At 27.8% G+C, this 19,480-nt stretch carries 18 protein-coding genes; 12 read left to right on the top strand and 6 right to left on the bottom strand.

Annotated features, from left to right (window positions below):
* Nucleotides 1–5: 5 nt before the first annotated feature.
* Genes KO488_RS06675 through KO488_RS06665 form a run of 3 tightly spaced genes read right to left on the bottom strand, consistent with a single transcriptional unit; the run spans nucleotide 6 to nucleotide 2,562 of the window.
* Complete coding sequence (locus KO488_RS06675) at nucleotides 6–944, bottom strand: malate dehydrogenase (RefSeq protein ID WP_216058018.1); 939 nt, start codon at nucleotides 942–944, stop codon at nucleotides 6–8.
* A gap of 14 nt (nucleotides 945–958) precedes the next feature.
* Entirely contained in the window at nucleotides 959–1,843 is an 885-nt protein-coding gene (gene lipA / locus KO488_RS06670) for a lipoyl synthase (protein WP_216058017.1), read from the bottom strand.
* Nucleotides 1,844–1,854: 11 nt separating this feature from the next.
* Nucleotides 1,855–2,562: a lipoate--protein ligase family protein gene (locus tag KO488_RS06665; protein WP_216058016.1), complete on the bottom strand. Its 708-nt coding sequence runs from the start codon at nucleotides 2,560–2,562 to the stop codon at nucleotides 1,855–1,857.
* Between the two features lie 248 nt (nucleotides 2,563–2,810).
* On the opposite strand from KO488_RS06665, the gene aceE reads away from it, so the two are divergent.
* The 7 genes from aceE (at nucleotide 2,811) to KO488_RS06630 (ending at nucleotide 13,213) form a co-directional block, all read left to right on the top strand.
* Nucleotides 2,811–5,483, top strand: a complete 2,673-nt coding sequence (gene aceE / locus KO488_RS06660; protein WP_216058015.1) for a pyruvate dehydrogenase (acetyl-transferring), homodimeric type — start codon at nucleotides 2,811–2,813, stop codon at nucleotides 5,481–5,483.
* Nucleotides 5,484–5,492: 9 nt separating this feature from the next.
* A complete protein-coding gene (locus KO488_RS06655; protein ID WP_216058014.1) occupies nucleotides 5,493–7,127 on the top strand; it encodes a dihydrolipoyllysine-residue acetyltransferase in 1,635 nt (544 codons plus the stop codon).
* A gap of 13 nt (nucleotides 7,128–7,140) precedes the next feature.
* Nucleotides 7,141–8,568, top strand: coding sequence for a dihydrolipoyl dehydrogenase (lpdA, locus tag KO488_RS06650; protein ID WP_216058013.1), 1,428 nt, complete (start codon nucleotides 7,141–7,143; stop codon nucleotides 8,566–8,568).
* Between the two features lie 173 nt (nucleotides 8,569–8,741).
* The gene (locus tag KO488_RS06645) at nucleotides 8,742–11,099 is read left to right on the top strand and encodes a methyl-accepting chemotaxis protein (RefSeq protein WP_216058012.1); all 2,358 of its coding nucleotides are present in this window, start codon (nucleotides 8,742–8,744) and stop codon (nucleotides 11,097–11,099) included.
* Nucleotides 11,100–11,135: 36 nt separating this feature from the next.
* Entirely contained in the window at nucleotides 11,136–12,182 is a 1,047-nt protein-coding gene (locus tag KO488_RS06640; RefSeq protein ID WP_216058011.1) for an AbrB family transcriptional regulator, read from the top strand.
* Between the two features lie 9 nt (nucleotides 12,183–12,191).
* A complete protein-coding gene (locus KO488_RS06635; protein WP_216058010.1) occupies nucleotides 12,192–12,734 on the top strand; it encodes a DUF1439 domain-containing protein in 543 nt (180 codons plus the stop codon).
* Nucleotides 12,735–12,829: 95 nt separating this feature from the next.
* Nucleotides 12,830–13,213: a hypothetical protein gene (locus KO488_RS06630; RefSeq protein WP_216058009.1), complete on the top strand. Its 384-nt coding sequence runs from the start codon at nucleotides 12,830–12,832 to the stop codon at nucleotides 13,211–13,213.
* A 3-nt stretch (nucleotides 13,214–13,216) separates the two neighbouring features.
* Here the strand turns inward: KO488_RS06630 and KO488_RS06625 are convergent, their stop codons facing one another.
* Both KO488_RS06625 and KO488_RS06620 read right to left on the bottom strand, forming a co-directional pair.
* A complete protein-coding gene (locus tag KO488_RS06625) occupies nucleotides 13,217–14,122 on the bottom strand; it encodes a hypothetical protein (RefSeq protein ID WP_216058008.1) in 906 nt (301 codons plus the stop codon).
* A complete protein-coding gene (locus tag KO488_RS06620) occupies nucleotides 14,115–15,809 on the bottom strand; it encodes an AAA family ATPase (protein ID WP_216058007.1) in 1,695 nt (564 codons plus the stop codon). Before KO488_RS06620 ends, KO488_RS06625 begins: the two co-directional genes overlap by 8 nt.
* Nucleotides 15,810–16,020: 211 nt before the next feature.
* Between KO488_RS06620 and luxS the strand changes: the two genes are divergently transcribed.
* The 5 genes from luxS to KO488_RS06595 are packed head-to-tail and all read left to right on the top strand — an operon-like array spanning nucleotide 16,021 to nucleotide 18,824.
* Nucleotides 16,021–16,536, top strand: coding sequence for an S-ribosylhomocysteine lyase (gene luxS, locus KO488_RS06615; protein WP_216058006.1), 516 nt, complete (start codon nucleotides 16,021–16,023; stop codon nucleotides 16,534–16,536).
* A gap of 6 nt (nucleotides 16,537–16,542) precedes the next feature.
* Nucleotides 16,543–16,986, top strand: a complete 444-nt coding sequence (locus tag KO488_RS06610) for a hypothetical protein (protein ID WP_216058005.1) — start codon at nucleotides 16,543–16,545, stop codon at nucleotides 16,984–16,986.
* A 16-nt stretch (nucleotides 16,987–17,002) separates the two neighbouring features.
* A complete protein-coding gene (locus KO488_RS06605; RefSeq protein WP_216058004.1) occupies nucleotides 17,003–17,749 on the top strand; it encodes a tRNA (5-methylaminomethyl-2-thiouridine)(34)-methyltransferase MnmD in 747 nt (248 codons plus the stop codon).
* Nucleotides 17,742–18,557, top strand: coding sequence for a hypothetical protein (locus tag KO488_RS06600; protein WP_216058003.1), 816 nt, complete (start codon nucleotides 17,742–17,744; stop codon nucleotides 18,555–18,557). Before KO488_RS06605 ends, KO488_RS06600 begins: the two co-directional genes overlap by 8 nt.
* Before the next feature lie 24 nt (nucleotides 18,558–18,581).
* Nucleotides 18,582–18,824 (top strand): BPTI/Kunitz domain-containing protein, encoded by a 243-nt coding sequence (locus tag KO488_RS06595; RefSeq protein WP_216058002.1) that lies wholly within the window; start codon nucleotides 18,582–18,584, stop codon nucleotides 18,822–18,824.
* 11 nt (nucleotides 18,825–18,835) lie between these two features.
* On the opposite strand, the gene KO488_RS06590 is transcribed toward KO488_RS06595, so the two are convergent.
* Nucleotides 18,836–19,330: a hypothetical protein gene (locus KO488_RS06590; protein WP_216058001.1), complete on the bottom strand. Its 495-nt coding sequence runs from the start codon at nucleotides 19,328–19,330 to the stop codon at nucleotides 18,836–18,838.
* Nucleotides 19,331–19,480: the final 150 nt, after the last annotated feature.

The raw sequence follows: 19,480 nt of genomic DNA, 5'->3' as shown, positions 1-19,480 counted from the left end.
TAAATTTATACAAAAAACTTTTGGTCTAATGTATTTACTAATTCTTTTACAGAAGTAATAGATTTTGAAAATTCTTCTTTTTGATTTTCATTTAATTCTAATTCTATAATTTCCTCAACGCCATTTTTACCAAGTTTTACAGGAACTCCAGCAACAATATCTTTATAACCATATTCACCTTCAAGTAAAACTGCACAAGGATAAGTTTCTTTAGTATCATTTAAAATAGCTTCAACCATTAATGATGAAGAATATCCAGGAGCATAATAAGCTGAACCATTCCCTAAAAGTTTAACAATTTGAGCTCCACCATTTCTAGTTAAAGTTACAATCTCTTCAATATCTTCTTTTGATAAAAGTTCTGTTAATTTTTTTCCATCAACTGTACAATAGTTTACTAAAGGAACCATATCATCACCATGTCCACCCATTACTGCAGTTTTAACTTTGCCTTGTCCAGTTCCTAATTTTTTAGAAATAAAGTGTGCCATTCTAGATGAATCTAAAATACCAGCCATTCCTAAAATTCTATTTTTAGGTAATCCTGAAGCTTTAAGTGCTGTATAAACCATTGCATCAAGAGGATTAGAAACAATGATAAAAATTGCATCTTTATTTGTAAGAACTGCTTCTTCAATAACTGAAGTCATAATTTTTGCATTTGTAAGAAGTAAATCATCTCTACTCATTCCTGGTTTTCTAGGAATCCCAGCAGTAATAACGATAACATCACAATTCACAAAATCTTCTTTATCACCTGAAACATTTGTGCTTGAATTAGCAGCATTAGCAGCTTGAGAAATATCTATAGCCATAGCTTGAAGATAATCTTCTCTTAAATCTTTTAAAACTATTTCATTACAAATATTTTTTGTCGCTAAATTAAAAGCAAGAGTTGCCCCTACATTTCCTACACCGATTACACCAACTTTTTTATTTTCCAAAAATTATCCTTTTATTATATTTTATTATTTCCATTTGATAAGTACTCATGTGCCATATATGAACTTCTTGCATATGGCGTACTATGTACAAACTCAAAACCTAAATCAAGAGCAAGTTTTTTATATCTTTCAAATTGCTCAGGTTTTACATACTCTTTTACAACAGCATAATCACCTGATGGTGCTAAATACTGACCAATACTTAAGAACTTACAACCAACTTCAATTAGATCTTTAAAAACTTGAACCATTTCATCTTCAGTCTCACCCAATCCAACCATTAAAGCACTTTTAGTTTTTATCTTTTCTCCACCAAGTTCTTTAATTCTTCGTAAAACTTCTAAAGATCTTTTATATGTTGCACCTTTTCTTACTTTATATAAACTAGGTACAGTTTCAACATTATGTCCAATTATCACGGCACCTGAATCAACTACTTTTTGAATTGAATCATCTTTTGCTTGAAAGTCTGGTATTAATATTTCTACTTGTGTATCTTCTGTATTATTTAAAATACTTTTTGTAACTTCATAAAAATGGTTAGCTCCACCATCTTTTAAATCATCTCTAGCTGGACTTGTAATTACAACAAATTTTAAACCTAATTTTTTTACAGATAGTGTAATTTGTTCTACTTCTTCTTGATTTACATATCCATTTGGGTTTCCAGTTTTAACATTACAATATTGGCATCTTCTTGTACATAAATCTCCTAAAATCATAAATGTCGCATTTTTATTTGCAAAACATTCACTAATATTTGGACATTTAGCTTCCTGACAAATTGTATGTAGTCCTGCATTGTCAAGAAGATTTTCCATATCTTTTTGTGCTTTATTTGAAAGTTTTTTTCTCAGCCAAACAGGCTTTTTAAAATCAACTTTAGTAAGTACTGACATTTAATTCCTTTTTAATTTAATAAGTTATTTAATTTAACTTTTTCATCATCGTTTAATAAGCTTAAAATTAATTGTGCATCAAAAGTTTTTTCAAAAGCTTTAATAAGCTTTTCTTCAAGTTCTTTAAATGTCAAATTAATATTAAAATCTTTTAATGATGAACCAAACTTATCACTTTGGATAGTTTGTTCTAATGGAATTGAACCATGTTGAAAAATTATTTTTTTAGAACGTTTTTGGGCATTCCCACCAATTTTTTTATTATTCACTATTATATCGTAAGCTTCAAAGCCTACTTGACAAAAATCACTTTTACTTAAATTAATTTGTTCCAAATCTTTTGCAAAGTGTGTATCTAGTCCTAAATCTTTATAAAAGTATAAGAGAAACTGACATATTTGCTCATAAGATTGTTTTACGCTTAAATCTTTGAACCAAGAACTAGGCATTACTAAACTGTAAGAAATATCATGACCATGGAATAATACTCCACCACCTGTTATTCTTTTTGCACAGTTATAATTATATTCCTTTTCAAGATCTTTATAATTTTCGAATTTTTGAGACATTCCTAATGTAAAGGACTTTTCCCACGTATAAAATCTTAATATTGCATTGTCATTTTCTTTAAAAGATGATGCTAAAATTGAATCAATCGCCATATTGGTTTTTGCGTCATATTTAGGTGTCAAAATTAATCTAAATTGTTTATTTTTCATATTATATTATATAAATACCTTTAATAATTGTTGATAATTAGAACTGATTCTAAATTTTAACTTAAATTTTATAAAAAGATTATTAATTTAAGCTAAAACTAATAATAAAACCATAAAATTATACTACAACTTATTTTAAACTTAAGAAAATATAATACTATTATAATTAATTTTTGATTAAAAAATAAACAAAATTATGTTATTTATATTATAATATAAATAAAACTAAACTACAAAGGAAGTTATAAATGTCAGATAAAAAGTTAAATGATATTAATCCAGAAGAAACAGGCGAATGGCTTGAAGCTTTAGAAAATGTTATAGAAGAAGGAGGGCCAAGAAGAGCTCACTTCTTATTAGAAAAATTAATTGATAAGGCTAGAAGAAAAGGTACTTATTTACCATTTAAAGCAACAACTGCATATTTAAATAGTATTGATGTTAAAGATGAACCTAAAATGCCTGGTGATAGAGACATTGAAAGAAGAATTAGATCTGCTATTAGATGGAATGCACAAATTATGGTTCTTAGAGCATCTAAAAAGAATTTAGAACTTGGTGGTCATATTGCATCATTTCAATCTAGTGCAACACTTTATGACGTTGGATTTAACCATTTCTTTAGAGCACCAAATGAAAAAGATGGTGGAGATTTAGTTTTTTATCAAGGACATATAGCACCTGGAATTTATGCTAGATCTTTCTTAGAAGGTAGAATTACTGAAGAACAAATGGACAACTTTAGACAAGAAGTAGATGGAAAAGGTCTTTCTTCTTATCCACATCCAAAATTAATGCCTAATTATTGGCAGTTTCCAACTGTATCAATGGGACTTGGACCAATTCAAGCAATTTACCAAGCAAGATTTTTAAAATACCTTACAAATAGAGGAATTAAAGATTGTAGTGAGCAAAAAGTATATTGTTACATGGGTGATGGAGAATGTGATGAGCCTGAATCTCTTGGAGCAATTGATATGGCAGGTCGTGAAGGTTTAGATAACTTAGTATTTGTTATTAACTGTAACTTACAAAGACTTGATGGACCTGTTCGTGGAAATGGTAGTATTATTCAAGAACTTGAAGGAAACTTTAGAGGAAATGGATGGAGAGTTATTAAAGTAATTTGGGGTAGACATTGGGATGCCTTATTAGAAAAAGACAAATCAGGAAAACTTTTACAATTAATGGAAGAAACAGTTGATGGTGAGTACCAAAACTTTAAGCAAAAAGGTGGAGCTTATACAAGAGAACATTTCTTTAATAAATATCCAGAAACTGCAAAATTAGTTGAAAATATGAGTGATGATGAAATTTTCCACTTAAACAGAGGTGGACATGACCCTATTAAAGTACATGCTGCATATAAAATAGCAGATATGACAAAAGACAGACCAACTGTAATCTTAGCTAAAACTGTAAAAGGTTATGGAATGGGTGAAGCAGCTGAAGGTAAAAATATTGCCCATGGGGTTAAAAAGGTTGATGTTGACTCATTAAGACAATTTAGAAATAGATTTAGAATACCTTTTACTGATGAAGAATTAGAAAAACTACCATATTATACTTTTGATGAAGATTCTGTTGAACTAAAATATATGAAAGAAAGAAGAGCTGAACTTCATGGTTTTGTTCCTCAAAGATTAGAGAAATTCACTGCTAAATTAGAAATACCAACATTGGGTGCATTTGATGCAATTACTAAAGGAAGTGGAGATAGAGAAATCTCTACAACTATGGCATTTGTTAGAATTTTAAATACTTTAGTAAAAGATAAAAATATAGGTGATAGAATTGTTCCTATTATTCCAGATGAAGCTAGAACATTTGGTATGGAAGGTATGTTTAGACAAATTGGTATCTATTCTAATGAAGGACAAAAATATGTTCCTCAAGATAGAGATCAAGTTGCATACTATAAAGAAGATAAAAAAGGTCAAGTACTTCAAGAAGGTATTAATGAACTTGGAGCAATGGGTTCTTGGGCAGCAGCGGCTACTTCATACTCAGTAAATGATACTCCGATGATTCCATTCTATATTTATTATTCAATGTTCGGATTCCAAAGAACAGGTGATATGGCTTGGGCTGCTGGAGATTTAAGAGCTAGAGGATTCTTAGTTGGTGGAACATCTGGTAGAACTACACTTAATGGTGAAGGTTTACAACATGAAGATGGTCACTCACATATTTTAGCAAATACTATTCCAAACTGTATTTCATACGATCCTACTTATGGTTATGAATTAGCAGTTATCGTTCAAGATGGTGTTAATAGAATGTATGGAGAAAAACAAGAAGATGTATTCTATTATTTAACTACATTAAATGAAAACTATAAACAACCTGCAATGCCTGTAGGTGTTGAAGAAGGTATTAAAAAAGGTATTTATAAACTTGATACTGTTGAAGCTTCAAATGATTATAAAGTTAAATTATTAGGTTCAGGTTCTATTTTAGAACAAGTAAGAACAGCTGCAAATATACTTGCAAATGATTATAATATTAAATCAGAAGTTTACTCTGTTACATCATACAATGAATTAACAAGAGAAGCACAAGATGTAGAAAGATATAATTTATTACATCCAGAAGAAGAGAATAAAACTCCTTATGTTACAAGTGTTTTAGGTAAAGATAAAGAGAATATTGTAATTTCAGCAACAGATTATATGAAAATATACTCAGATCAATTAAGAGGTTATGTTGAAGGTAACTTTAAGGTACTAGGAACTGATGGTTTTGGTAGATCAGATTCAAGAGCAAACTTAAGAGCACACTTTGAAGTTGATGCAAACTTTATTGTTTACACAACTTTAGCTTCACTTGTAGATGAGGGTAAAATAGAAAAGACAGTTTTAATTGATGCAATTAAGAAGTTTGATATAAATCCAGATAAAATAAATCCATTATATGCATAAGGTAAGAAAATGAGTATAGAAGAGATAAAACTACCAGATGTTGGTGGAGAAGAAGTAGAAATTATTGAAATTAGTGTTAGTGTTGGAGATAAACTTGAAGAAGATGATGCAATAATAGTTGTTGAAACTGAAAAAGCTTCAATGGATATTCCAGCACCATATAATTGTACTATTGAATCATTAAATGTAAAAGCTGGTGATAAAATATCAGAAGGTATGGTTATTGGTACTGTTAAAACAGAAGGAGCAGAAGAAGCTTCTCCTGAAGTTAAAGAAGAAGTTGCTCCTACTGCTGTTATTGAAGAAACAAAAGAAGAAGAAGAAAAAGCAGTTATTCAAACAGATACGAGTTCAGTAGAAATCACTTCTGTAATTGAAGATGTTTTTGTTCCTGATATTGGTGGGGATGAAGCTGTTGATGTTATTGAAATCCTTGCAAGTATTGGAGATTCTATTTCTGAAGAAGAAGGAATAATCACACTTGAAACTGAAAAAGCAACAATGGATGTTCCTGCACCTTTTACAGGAGTTTTAAAAGAGATTCTTGTAGAAGCTGGAGCTAAAGTTAAAACAGGTGATTTAATTGCAAGAATGCAAAAAGATGTAGCTATTTCAACTCCAAAAGAAACTGTAAAAAAAGAAGAAGTAAAAACTGAAACTGTAGTTGAGAAAACAGAAGAAGTTCCAAGTGTAACTACTAGTGAACCTGTAAAAACTACTGGAAAAGTATATGCAAGTCCAAGTATTAGAAGATTAGCACGTGAATATGGTGTTGACTTAGGAAAAGTATCTGGAAGCGGAGCAAAAAATAGAATTTTAAAAGATGATGTAAGATTATATATTAAGTCTGAATTATCTAAAGTAAATTCAGGTGCAACATCAACTGGTTCTGGATTAGGTTTCAACTTCCCTGCATTAAAAGAGATTGATTACTCTAAATTTGGAGAGATTGAAACTGTTGAGTTATCTAGAATTCAGAAAATATCTGGACCATCATTACATAGAAATGCTGTTAGTATACCTCATGTTACTCAATTTGATGAAGCTGACATTACTGAACTTGAAAGCTTTAGAAAAGAACAAAATGCAGTTTATGCAAAAACAGGTGTAGATGTTAAAATATCTCCATTAGTATTTGCAGTAAAAGCTGTTGCAAAAGCTTTAGAAATACATCCTAATTTTAATTCATCATTAAGTTCTGATAGTCAAAGTATTATTTACAAAAAATATGTAAATATTGCAGTTGCTATTGATACTCCAAATGGTTTAGTTGTTCCAGTTATTAAAGATGCAAATAAAAAAGGTTTTGAAGATATTTCTAAAGAGTTAAAAGAGCTTTCAATTAAAGCTAGAGAAGGAAAACTAAAAGCTGCTGATATGCAAGGAGGTTGTTTTACAATTTCTTCATTAGGTGGAATTGGTGGAACTTACTTTACTCCAATTATTAATGCACCAGAAGTTGCAATATTAGGACTTTCAAAATCAGAAATTAAACCTGTTTACAATGGAAGTGAATTTGAACCTAAGTTAATGTTACCTTTATCTTTATCATATGACCACAGAGTTATTGATGGAGCTGATGGAGCTAGATTTACAACAACATTATCTAAATTACTAAGTAATATTAGATTATTACTTTTATAGAAGAAGGTAAAATATGAGTACAGAAATAAAAGCACAAGTATTAGTAATAGGAGCAGGACCAGCTGGGTATTCTGCTGCATTTAGAAGTGCAGATTTAGGTTTTGATGTTGTTTTAGTTGAAAAATTTGATACTTTAGGTGGAGTTTGTTTAAATGTTGGGTGTATTCCTTCAAAAGCACTACTTCATGTTGCTAAAGTTATTGAAGAAGCTGAACATATTGCACCTCATGGTGTAAGTTTTGGTAAACCAGAAATTGATATTACAAAAATTGCTGCTTATAAAAGTGGTGTTGTAAAAAAACTAACTGATGGTTTAGGTGCAATGTCAAAAATGAGAAAAGTAAAAGTTGTTACAGGACTTGCAAATTTTGTAGATAAAAACACTGTTACTGTTTCAAAAGATGGTGTTGATACTATTGTTAAATTTGATAATGCAATTATTGCAGCAGGTTCAAGACCAATTGAATTACCATTTATTCCACATGAAGATCCAAGAGTTTGGGATTCTACAGATGCACTAGATTTAAACAATGTTCCTCCTAAACTACTTATTATGGGTGGTGGAATTATTGGTTTAGAAATGGGTACAGTTTACGGTAAATTAGGTTCAAATGTTGATGTTGTAGAGATGCAAAGTCAATTAGTTCCTGCTGCTGATACTGATGTAATCAAAGCATATACTAAAGCAAATAAAAATAGATTTAATATTATGTTAAATACTAAAGTTGCTAAAGTTGAAGCAAAAGAAGATGGTATTCACGTTTCAATGGAAGGTGAGGGAGTTAGTGCTGAACCAATCGTTTATGATGCAGTTTTAGTTGCAATTGGACGAGCTGCAAATGGTAAATTATTATCTTTAGAAAATGCTGGTGTTACTGTAAATGATTGGGGGATTATTGAAGTTGATAAACAAATGAGAACAAATGTAGAAAATATTTTTGCAGTTGGAGATATTGTTGGTCAACCAATGCTTGCACATAAAGGTGTACATGAAGGTCATGTTGCAGCTGAAGTAATTGCAGGTAAAAAACACTATTTTGAACCAAAAATGATTCCTTCTATTGCATATACTTTCCCTGAAATTGCATGGGCTGGTATGACTGAAAAAGAAGCAAAAGAAGCTGGTATTGATTATGAAGTTGCAAACTTCCCATGGTCAGCATCAGGTCGAGCACTTGCTAGTGATGTTAGTGAAAATGCATTTACAAAACTTATCTATGACAAAAAAGACCATACTTTAATAGGTGGTGCAATTGTAGGAGATAATGCAGGTGAATTATTAGGTGAGATTGGTCTTGCTATTGAAATGGATTGTGATGCTGAAGATATAGCACTTACTATTCATGCTCATCCAACACTTCATGAATCAGTAGGATTAGCTTCTGAAATTTATGAAGGAAGTATTACTGATCTTCCTAACCCAAAAGCAAAAAAGAAATAATTTCTTTTTTGCTTTAATTCCTATTAATACTAGATTATTTTTAAACCTTTAAACTAGTATTATATCTACAAACCTCCTTTTATAAGTAATTATACTTAAAATCAATAATTATTTATTTCAAATAATAACATCTTTTAATCTTAAATTAGCTATTCTTAAAAAAAGGATTAATGATGTTAAAAAATAAGTCTATAAAAGTAAAATTATTATCAACAATAATTGGAGCAATGATTCTTGTAACAGTAATTATGTTACTTCAATCAATTATAAGTCTTAAAAATACTTCTAGTTCAATAATTGAAAAATCCACAAGTGAAGCTTATAAAGCAAAAGAAAATGAATTGAAAAACTATGTATCTTTAGCTTATAAAACTATTGAATCTTATCATGCAAGAACAGCAAAAGATAAAATTAAAAGTGAAGTAGAAAAATATATTAGTGAACAATCAGATTTCTTATTTTCTATTATAAATAGTGAATATGAGAAAAATAAAGATATTTTGCCTCCAGAAGAATTAAAACAAAGAATAAAATCCATAATCGAATCAACAAGATATGGAAAATCTGGATATTTTTGGATAAATGACTTTGAATACAAAATGGTGATGCATCCAATTAAAAAAGATTTATCGGGTAAATACTTTAAAAATACGCCCAAAGTCCCTTTTGTACAACTAGGTGTAGACGAATTAAAAAAGAATGGTACGGATACTGGATTTATTGAGTATTCATTCTTTAACCCTAGTAGTCAAAAAACTGTATTTAAAGCTTCTATTGTAAAAGTTTTTAAACCATATAATTGGATTTTAGGAACAGGCGCATATATTGATGATGTTGCAGAAAAAATGAAAGCTGAAGCACTAGAGGCAATAAGTAAAATGCACTATGGGAAAAATGGATATTATTGGATAAATGATTCAAATCATGTTGTTTTAATGCATGGAACTAATAATAAACTTGTTGGAAAAAGTATGTATGATTTAAAAGATAAAAAAGGCAAGTACTTATATAGAGAAATAGTAAAAAGTGCCAATGAAAATAAAGAAGGTTCGCTTGTAAAATATTTCTGGGGAATACCTGGAAAAACTGGAGAATTTGAAAAATTCTCTTATGTTAAAAAATTTGAACCTTGGGACTTTATTATAGGAACAGGAGCATATCTTATTGAAATAGAAGATAAAGTTATCCATATGAATAAAGAAACAGAAGATACAATATATAGTACTATTGTTACTTCTACTTTACAAATTATTGTACTAATAGCATTAATTTCATTTTTAATTATTTTAATAATGAAAAAAATCATCTTCAATCCTTTAGAAAAATTTCAAAATGGATTATTAAACTTTTTTAAATATGTAAATAAAGAAAAAAACGAAATAGAAGACTTAAATATTGATGCTAATGATGAGATAGGTAATATGTCAAAATTAATAAACGAAAATATCAATAAAACAAAAACTATTTTTGATCAAGATAATATTTTAATTAATGATGTAAAAGAAATAGTAAACCATGTTGGAAATGGATTTATGGATAAAAGAATCTCTTCAATAACAAATAATGAATCATTAGAAGAGCTAAAAACTTTACTAAATAATATGCTTGATAATATTCAATCTTTAGTTGGAACAAATATCAATGCCTTAAGTGCAATTCTAGAACAATATGCACAAAAGAACTTTACTGAAAAAATTGCTTGTGAAAATAGTGGTAAAATTGGTACAGATATTATAAATATGAATAAAATGATTACTAAAATGCTACAAGATAATTTAAAAGATGGAAATAGTTTAAAAACTCGTTCTGAAGAATTAACATCAAATGTTAATATATTAAATCAAAATGCAAGTTCTCAAGCAGCTTCGTTAGAACAAATAGCTGCATCAATTGAAGAAATCACTGGAAATATTAGACAAACAAGTGAAAAAGCACAACAAATGTTATCTATTTCAGATAAAACTCAAACCTCAGCAAATATTGGTAAAGATTTGGCCACAAAAACAGCGGATTCAATGGAAGATATAAATGAAACAGTAATAACTATTAATGATGCTATTTCTGTTATTGACCAAATTGCATTCCAAACAAATATTCTTTCATTAAATGCAGCTGTTGAAGCAGCAACTGCAGGGGAAGCTGGGAAAGGATTTGCAGTAGTTGCAGCAGAGGTTCGAAATCTTGCAAGTAGATCAGCAGAAGCGGCAAGAGAAATTAAAAACTTAGTTGAAACTGCGACTATAAAAACAAATGAAGGTAAAGAAATCAGTTCTTCAATGATAGAAGGGTTTAAAGAATTAGAAATAAATATAGAACAAACAAGTCAACTAATTGATGATGTTTCAAACGCTGCTCAAGAACAAGATACAGGTATGGCACAAATTAGTGATGCAGTTAATCAATTAGATCAATTTACACAGCAGAATGCTTCTGTGGCAGATAGAACAAATGTAATTGCACTAGAAACAAATAAAATTGCTATTGAGACAGTTATTAGTGTTAATGAGAATAATTTTGAAGGCAAGAACTAAAAGTGTATTTTATACACTTCTAGTCTAATGAGCTTTATGAAAACAATTTCACCCTACTTTAAAATAATACTTGCACTTCTATGTGGAACTATAGGCTCAATAATATTTATCTATTTAAACCTTCCCTTGCCTTGGCTTTTAGGTTCAATCTTTATTACCTCTATTTTAATACAATTTGAAAACAACTATATAAAAAAACCAAATCATATATTTTCAACTCCTGCACGAATAATCATAGGACTTGTAATTGGAAGTGCCTTTACTCCTGAAGTTTTAGAGTATTTAAGTGTTTACTTCTTTTCTATACTTCTTATTATTCCGTATACAGTTATTACAATAATTTGTGGAATGTATTACTATTATAAGTTTTTAGATTTTGATAAGAAAACTGCTTTTTTATCTTCAATGCCAGGTGGTGTTATTGAGATGGTGATAATAGGAGAGCAGATAAAAGCTGATATCTCTAAAATAACTCTTGTTCAATCTTCAAGACTATTTTTTATAGTCATAACTCTTCCTTTTGTAATTCAATATATCTTTCATATTAATATTAGTGGTAACCAAATAATAACAGTACCACTAATAGATACAAATCTAAAAGAACTTTTTATTCTTTTCTTTGTAGGAGCAATAGGAGCATATATAGCAAAGAGATTAAATATCTCAGCTGCATACTTAATAGGTCCTATGATTTTAAGTATTATGATTCATTCAAATGGTTTAATACATACAAAAATACCTGATGAACTTATAAAATTTGTCCAAGTTATCTTTGGGACTATTATTGGCTTTACTTTTAAAGGAGTTAATTATAAAACAATTCTACAAACTTTAATTGCAACTTTTGGGCACTTTATCATTCTTGCTTTGATTTCAATATCTTTTATTACTCTTGCATATTATTTATTTGATTTTCCAATTGTTTCAATACTTCTAGCTTTCTCCCCAGGAGGACAAGCTGAGATAAATCTAATCGCTATTTTAGTAGCTGCAAATATTCCATATATTACGATTCATCATATAATGAGGCTTTTTATAGTTATGAATCTAGCGCCAATCTTTGCTAAAAAAATTAAAAACTAAGGAAAACAAATGACTATCAACAAAAAACTAAATACACTTTTAATTGTTCTAATGATTACACTATTTACAGGATGTGTAAGAGATGTAGGATTAAATGGTTTAACTATGAATGTAAGTGATGAGCAGTTAAACACGCCATCAAGTAAGTTTCCAATACAAGAAGATTTTTTATTAGCAAATGTTGAAATCAATCAGCCAAATATTTTTATTAAAGATGGAGAAAATAGAATAAGTGCAAAATTAGATATAAATTTATCTACTATATTTATAAATAAAAGTGCTGGAAAGTTTGAAATATCTGGAGTACCCTACTTTAAAAAAGAAAACTCATCAATTTATTTAAATGACGTTACAATTGAAGATATAGATTTTACAGATGCAAAAATAGATAAAAATATTTTAAATTCATTAACTTCAAATATCAAACCAATTCTAGATAGTATTTTCAAGCAAATCCCAATATATACAATAGAAAAAGATTCTTTTAAAGGCTCTTTTGTAAAAGAGGTAAAGATAGAAGATTCTGAGCTTTTAGTTACATTTGGACTTTAATTATAATTTTATATACAGTTGTTTAAATTATAAACACCTAGGAAATAGTTTAGCTTTGATTTTTTGTTATACTCAAAATAAAATCAAGGCTTATTATGGGAATGTTTGATGTTCAAGTTATTAAAGAGTTAAAACTAGAAAAAGATAAAAATGACTTATATGAGTTTTTTTATAAACAATTATCTAAAGATGAAAAATATGACTACACTATAAAAAATGATGAACTAAACATTAAAAAGAATCCAATAGATACATTTTTAAAATATAATCTAAGTGCTAAGTTTGATTCTAACACATTAGTAATAGACGCTGAACTTGATAATTCATATACACTATTTATCACGCTTCTTATAATCTTGTCTATATTGTTTACCTATGGCTTAGGAATCCTTCCTATTATTGGCTTTGTTTATTATCAAAAGACTAAAGCAACAAAATATCTAAAAACACTGCTTACAAATTATGGATATTTGAATTAGTTTTTAGATTAAGTCCAGTTCTTCGCTTATATCTTTTATGAGTTTTGAGAGTGGGCGTTTATCTATATCTTTGTCTTCTATATATCCACCTGTTATATGTCTCAAGACATCTTCTCTATTTTTAAATAAAGTTCCTTCATACTGTTGAAATAAATCATCAATATAAGAATCAGGATAAACTTCTCTTTTTTGGATTAGTTCTAAAACTATATCTTTATGTTCTTGATATAAAGTTTCTAATGCAAAATCTTCTTTAATCTTTTTTGCTTTATTATTTTTTGTTTCAAGTTTTATTTCAAAACTTTTTTCATCATAATAAAACTTACTATCTAGAACTTTTAATTTAAATTTTGCATAATCATTAAAACTATCTTTATAAGGATGAAGATGCGTATTAATAGAAAACTTTGCTCTACCTTTTAATCTTGAATTACATAATATACAAGAAGGTATTAAATTATAAAAAGACAAAGCTAATATTGGATAAGTACCTTTATCATAGAAATGGTCAAAATCAGGTCTTGTTGATTTACTGTTTTTTTCTTTTATTGTAAAGGTATAATTTCGATTACAATATGGACAAATATTTACTTTTAACTTTTGGGCTAAGTCATAAGCGTTGTATGTACTTGTTCCTTTTGATGAGAATTTTGAATAACCAATACTTCCTCCATATTTTGATCCTCCAACAAATGCTTTTTTCAGTCTATTATTATCTATATTATTCTGTCTTGCTTTCATAATGACATCTTCAAACTCATCAGGTTTAGCTTTTAAAATATATTCAATATTTTTCTCAATATAAATTCTTTCTCTATTTTCCAAAGCATCATAATTTATATAATCTTGTACATTCTCAACATGATTATTTAAAGCTCCTTCCAAATCTTCAATATTAATTTTAATCATTTTTTAAACTCTTAAGTTCTTGTGATAATTTTAAAATTTGTTTTTCAATATCATCAATTTTATCTACTTTTTTAAGACGTTTGCTATCAAGCATTTTTTGAAGTTGCCTTTTAATTATTGGCTCTCCAATAATTGAAATAATATTTTCACAATAAGAAATTTCATCATCACTTAATTTAGTTTGATTTAGGTATTTAATAGCTGTATCAATCTTATCTTTTGCAAACTCACCCATAAGTCCATCTTTCATAAAAAAACCATGAGAAAGTAAAGTATGAATATTTGCTCCGAAAGGATTTAAATTTATTTTTTTCTGTTTTCCATCTTTTAGGAAAAGGGCATGTTCTTTTAATAGGTCAGAAAGAATAAAAGGAGAGTGTGATGTTATAATAATATTAAATATCCTATCATTAAAAAGCTCTGTATTTTGTATAAATGACAAAAAATTATTGATAAATTTTCTTTGCCAATTTGGATGTAAATAATTATCTGGTTCATCCAAAAGGATTAATATTTCTTTCTTTTTTGTTCGAGAAACAAGATAATATAATTTAGAAAATAATACTATAATTTTTTGTTCTCCTGAACTTAAATCAGAAAAATATATCCTATTGTTATTATTAATTTCTTGGAAGAATTTAATTCTAAAGAAATTTCTATTACTATTTTTGAGCAATACCACTAAATCATTTTCAGTTAAATCAATAATAAATTTATCATCTTCTTTCTTTTTATTTATTTTATTAAATTGCTCAATAATTGAAATAAATACTAATTCATTTTCATTTTTAAACAATTTATTTTCTATCTTATTTATAAAATTTCTTTCAGTATAATTATTTATAACTATTTCTTTAAATATATTTATTGAACTAAAATCATCTCTTGATAATTTATGAATAAATTCTCTAATATAAAGATAGTACTTTATATTTCCTTTTTCATTAAAATTATATATCTGACTATCTAACTCTTTCTTTATAAAGTTATTAAATCTTTCAATTTCTTGTTCATGTATTTTAATTATATCATGAGAGTCAAAATAATTATCAATTCTAATTTCTAATCCATATAGATTCTTAAATTCATTGAGAGAACTAAGTAAGTTTAATTCAATATGAGTAGGTAAAAAGTTTAAATCTGTTAGGTATTGCAAATTCTCAGCATGTGAAAAATAACTAATAATAATATTATTAATATCACTCCTATTCTCAGTACCAAAACTCTTTTCTAAATATTTATTTGTGTTATAACTGTTATTGTGTAATACTGAATCTATATCCTCATTATGTAGAATAATTTCAGTATCCACTAAATTTTGATAATTCAGCTTAACAATCTTTTTTAATTTATTATCATAAACCCATAATATATTATAAAGTCCATCATCAAAATCTTGAGATAGTTTTATATTACTGTTTGTTTTATTACTTAACAAATATTCAAGAATGCTACTTTTTCCACTGCCATTTTCTCCAACAATTGCAGTGATATTAATATTATCCTCAAAAATATTAATATGATTATTTTCTTTTACCAACAACTGACTTTTATCACTTATTTTTATTCCTACATACTCATCTTCTTCGTATATAGGGAAGAACTCACATTCAAACCTAGGCGAAAAATTAAACCCTTGCTTCTTTATATTCTTATAATCCTCAACCCATAAATAAACTAATTCCATATTTACTCTTTATCATCTTTTTTATTATTTATATAATAGTTAAAAAGTTATTTACTTCTGCTTTTGATTTATTTTGATTTTATCTTCAATAATCCATATCATCTATACAAAAAAACCACTAATAACCAATTTACTATTCTTTAGCTATAATCGCAACTTAAGAAAAACTATATATGAATAAATTATATTACAAAAATTAAAAGGAATTATTATGCCATTATTAGACAGTTTTAGAGTAGACCATACAATTATGCCAGCACCTGCAGTTAGAGTTGCAAAAACTATGAAATCACCATCTGGAGATATTATCACAGTTTTTGATTTAAGATTTTGTGTACCAAATGAAAAAATGTTAAGTGAAAAAGGTATTCATACTTTAGAGCACTTATTTGCAGGATTTATTAGAAATCATTTAAATAGTGATACTGTAGAAATCATTGATGTTTCTCCAATGGGTTGTAGAACTGGTTTTTACATGAGTTTATTAGGAAATCCTGATGAGAAAACAGTAGGAGCTGCATGGAGAGCTGCAATGCAAGATGTTATTAATGTTGAAAAACAAGATGATATTCCTGAATTAAACATCTTCCAATGTGGAACATGTGAAATGCATTCACTTTCTGAAGCAAAAGAGATTGCTCAAGATATTTTAGATAGTGATATTGGTGTTATGTCAAATGAAGATTTATTTCTTTCTGATGAAAAGTTAGCTTCTTTAGGAAACTAAAACTTTATGGAACAAAAACTATCTTTATTTAAAGAGTTATTTGCAGATTATATAAATATTGCAATTTTACATATAGACAACTCTTTAGGTTTAGTTGATACTGCACTTGAAGAAGTAAGAGAAAAGAATGAAGGGAATATTAAATATATTCCTTTTGTAGATGAATCAAGTGCAAAACTTCGTGCAACTGCTAGAGAATACGAATATATCGTATTAGGAAACATCCTAACATCTTGCCCTAATCAAGAACAGATATTAAAACTAATGTATAAAGCAATAGAGAATTCTGGAAATATAATAATCTTAGAAAAAATTGAAAATGACAATAAATACGAGCTTTTAGAACTATTAGAAAATATTGGTTTTCAAGCTGCAAATTGTATTGAACTTTTTGATGATACATATATTTTCACTGCAAAAAAAATGCACCATTGGGACAACGGCCTTTAAGGTCGTCTTTTTTATATTGCAAGATAATATCAACAGTGTTGTTTCTACCAAAGATGGTTCAAACACACTTTTTTCTTCAAAATACAATCAACACTATCACAATCCGGATGATGGAGCTATAAACGAATCATTATCAAAACATATACTTCCTACATTTGAATTTCATAAGAATAAAAAAGAACTAAATATCTTAGATATTTGCTTTGGAATAGGATATAACACTTTTACTACACTAAATTATATTATAAAACATAACTTAGATATAAAAGTATCTATTTTCTCTCCAGAGTTAGACGGAAACTTAGTAAAATCCTTAGAAAATTTTGAGTTTCCAAAAGAATTTGAAGAGATAAAGCACATAATAAAACAAGTAGCAAAAAACCTAAAATATGAAGATGACAAGATAAAAATTGAAGTAAATATAGGTGATGCAAGAGAGTATATAAAAACACTTAAAAAAGATTCATTTGAGATTATATACCAAGATGCTTTTTCTTCTGAGGTTAATAAAGAGCTTTGGACAAAAGAGTACTTTGATGATATTTATAAGCTATGTAAAGAGGATTGCGTGATGAGTTCATACTCAATAGCAACTCCAATTAGATTATCAATGAATGAAGCTGGTTTTTTTATATATGAATATAGACCTGTGAAAAGAAAAATTACACTTGCCACAAAAACAAAAAAAGACGTATTAGGTAAATATATCGATATGGATTTAAAAAGAGAAAGAAACAAGGACGCAAGAGCAATTTATGACTAAAGCAATTACAAAAAATTATATAAAATATTACCAAGGAAATGCACCTATTATTTTAAGTGCCCCTCATGGTGGAGAAGAAGAACCAAAAGAAATAAAAACTAGAACAAAAGGTGTATTTGATAAAGATGATTACACTTATGAACTTACAGAACTAATTATAGAAGAATTTTATAAACAAACAAACCTTACTCCTTATGCAATAATTGCAGATATCTCAAGAGTTAAAGTAGATATAAATAGAGCAAAAGAAGAAGCTTATGAAGATGAAGAAGCAGCTATTCCTTATAATCAATTTCATGATTTTATTAAAACTGCAAAAAAAGAAATAGAAGATGAATTTTCAAAAGGTTTATATATTGATATTCATGGCCAATCACATCCTAGTGGATATTTAGAGTTTGGATACTTACTTGATAATTCAATTATCAAACAGCATAATGGTTCTTTAAAAGAAAAAGAGAATATTGAAAATTCAAGTATTTCTGCTTTATCAAAGTTTACAAAAGAGTGTTTTATAGATCAGTTAAGAGGTCCTCATTCTATGGGAAGTTTGATGTGTAATCAAGGTTATGATTCAGTTCCTTCTGTTAAATTACCCTATGCAAGTGATGATAACTATTTTGAAGGTGCTTATAATACAATCACTCATGGTTCATTAAATGGTGGAAATATAAGTGGAATTCAAATAGAATTCCCATATACAGATGTAAGAGATACAAATGAAAATAGAGAAAAATGTGCAAAAGCTTTTGTAGAATCTCTACTAACTTTTATTGAAATACATTTAGACTTAGATTTAAGAAAATAAAATTTACGATAAAAAAGGACGAAAATGATTACTAAACTTTCACTTATATTACTTGCCTTAGTATTTACATCATGTGCAAGTACAAAAGAAGTTCCTCTTCCAAAGAAATGTTTTGAAAAACCTAATGGAGGAATGTGTAAAGCATACTTCAAAAAATACTATTTTGATGCAAATGATAAAAAATGTAAAAGTTTTGTTTGGGGTGGATGTCAAGGAAATATTCCCTTTAACACTTTAAATGAGTGTAAAAGTACTTGTGAAAAATAATCTTACAGAAACTATTCTGTAAGATTATCTAAAATGTATTTTTCTAAATCTCTTTTTGAAATCTCTTCTTTTAAGGATTTTTCAAAAATCTCTTCTATTTTTTCAGAATACTCATCGTAAGAAAAGAAAGGAAAATGTAACTTCCAAGACTTTTTTATAAGTTCTATAGTTATAAAATCTCGCATCTTTGCTCTAAAAAAATTAAATCCTATAAAAATAATTGCAGTAATAACAACTGCACCTATTATAGAAATATGAGAATCTAAGTGCGCTAAAGGCTTATGAGTAAGACCAGAAATAGGAATTAAAACCCCTAAAACAATTCCCATATAAACTAAATAGGCACGAGTAAGTCTTATTCTAAAACCAAGTTTTGCAGGATCAACATGCATACCTTCTTTATACTGCCTATTTGCTATAAGTAAATCTCTTAACAATATTGGTTGCTTAGATACAATATATATATAATCTAAGACTTTGTTTTTAAATGTTTTTTCTTTTTGCATTTATATTCCTATAAATTAATTGTTTTCATTTTATCTAATTAAATATAATAATGTGTTAATTAAAAGTATAAAGTTTACATTTAAAATATTGTTTATTATAAATAATAACAAAAATTACTCAAATCATAGCTTCTTTCACTCTTGATTTAT

It is taken from the genome of Poseidonibacter lekithochrous (assembly GCF_018861145.1).
GTDB lineage: Bacteria > Campylobacterota > Campylobacteria > Campylobacterales > Arcobacteraceae > Poseidonibacter > Poseidonibacter lekithochrous_A.
Note: the sequence above shows the minus strand (reverse complement) of the source record. Positions and strands in the feature narration are given on the sequence as shown.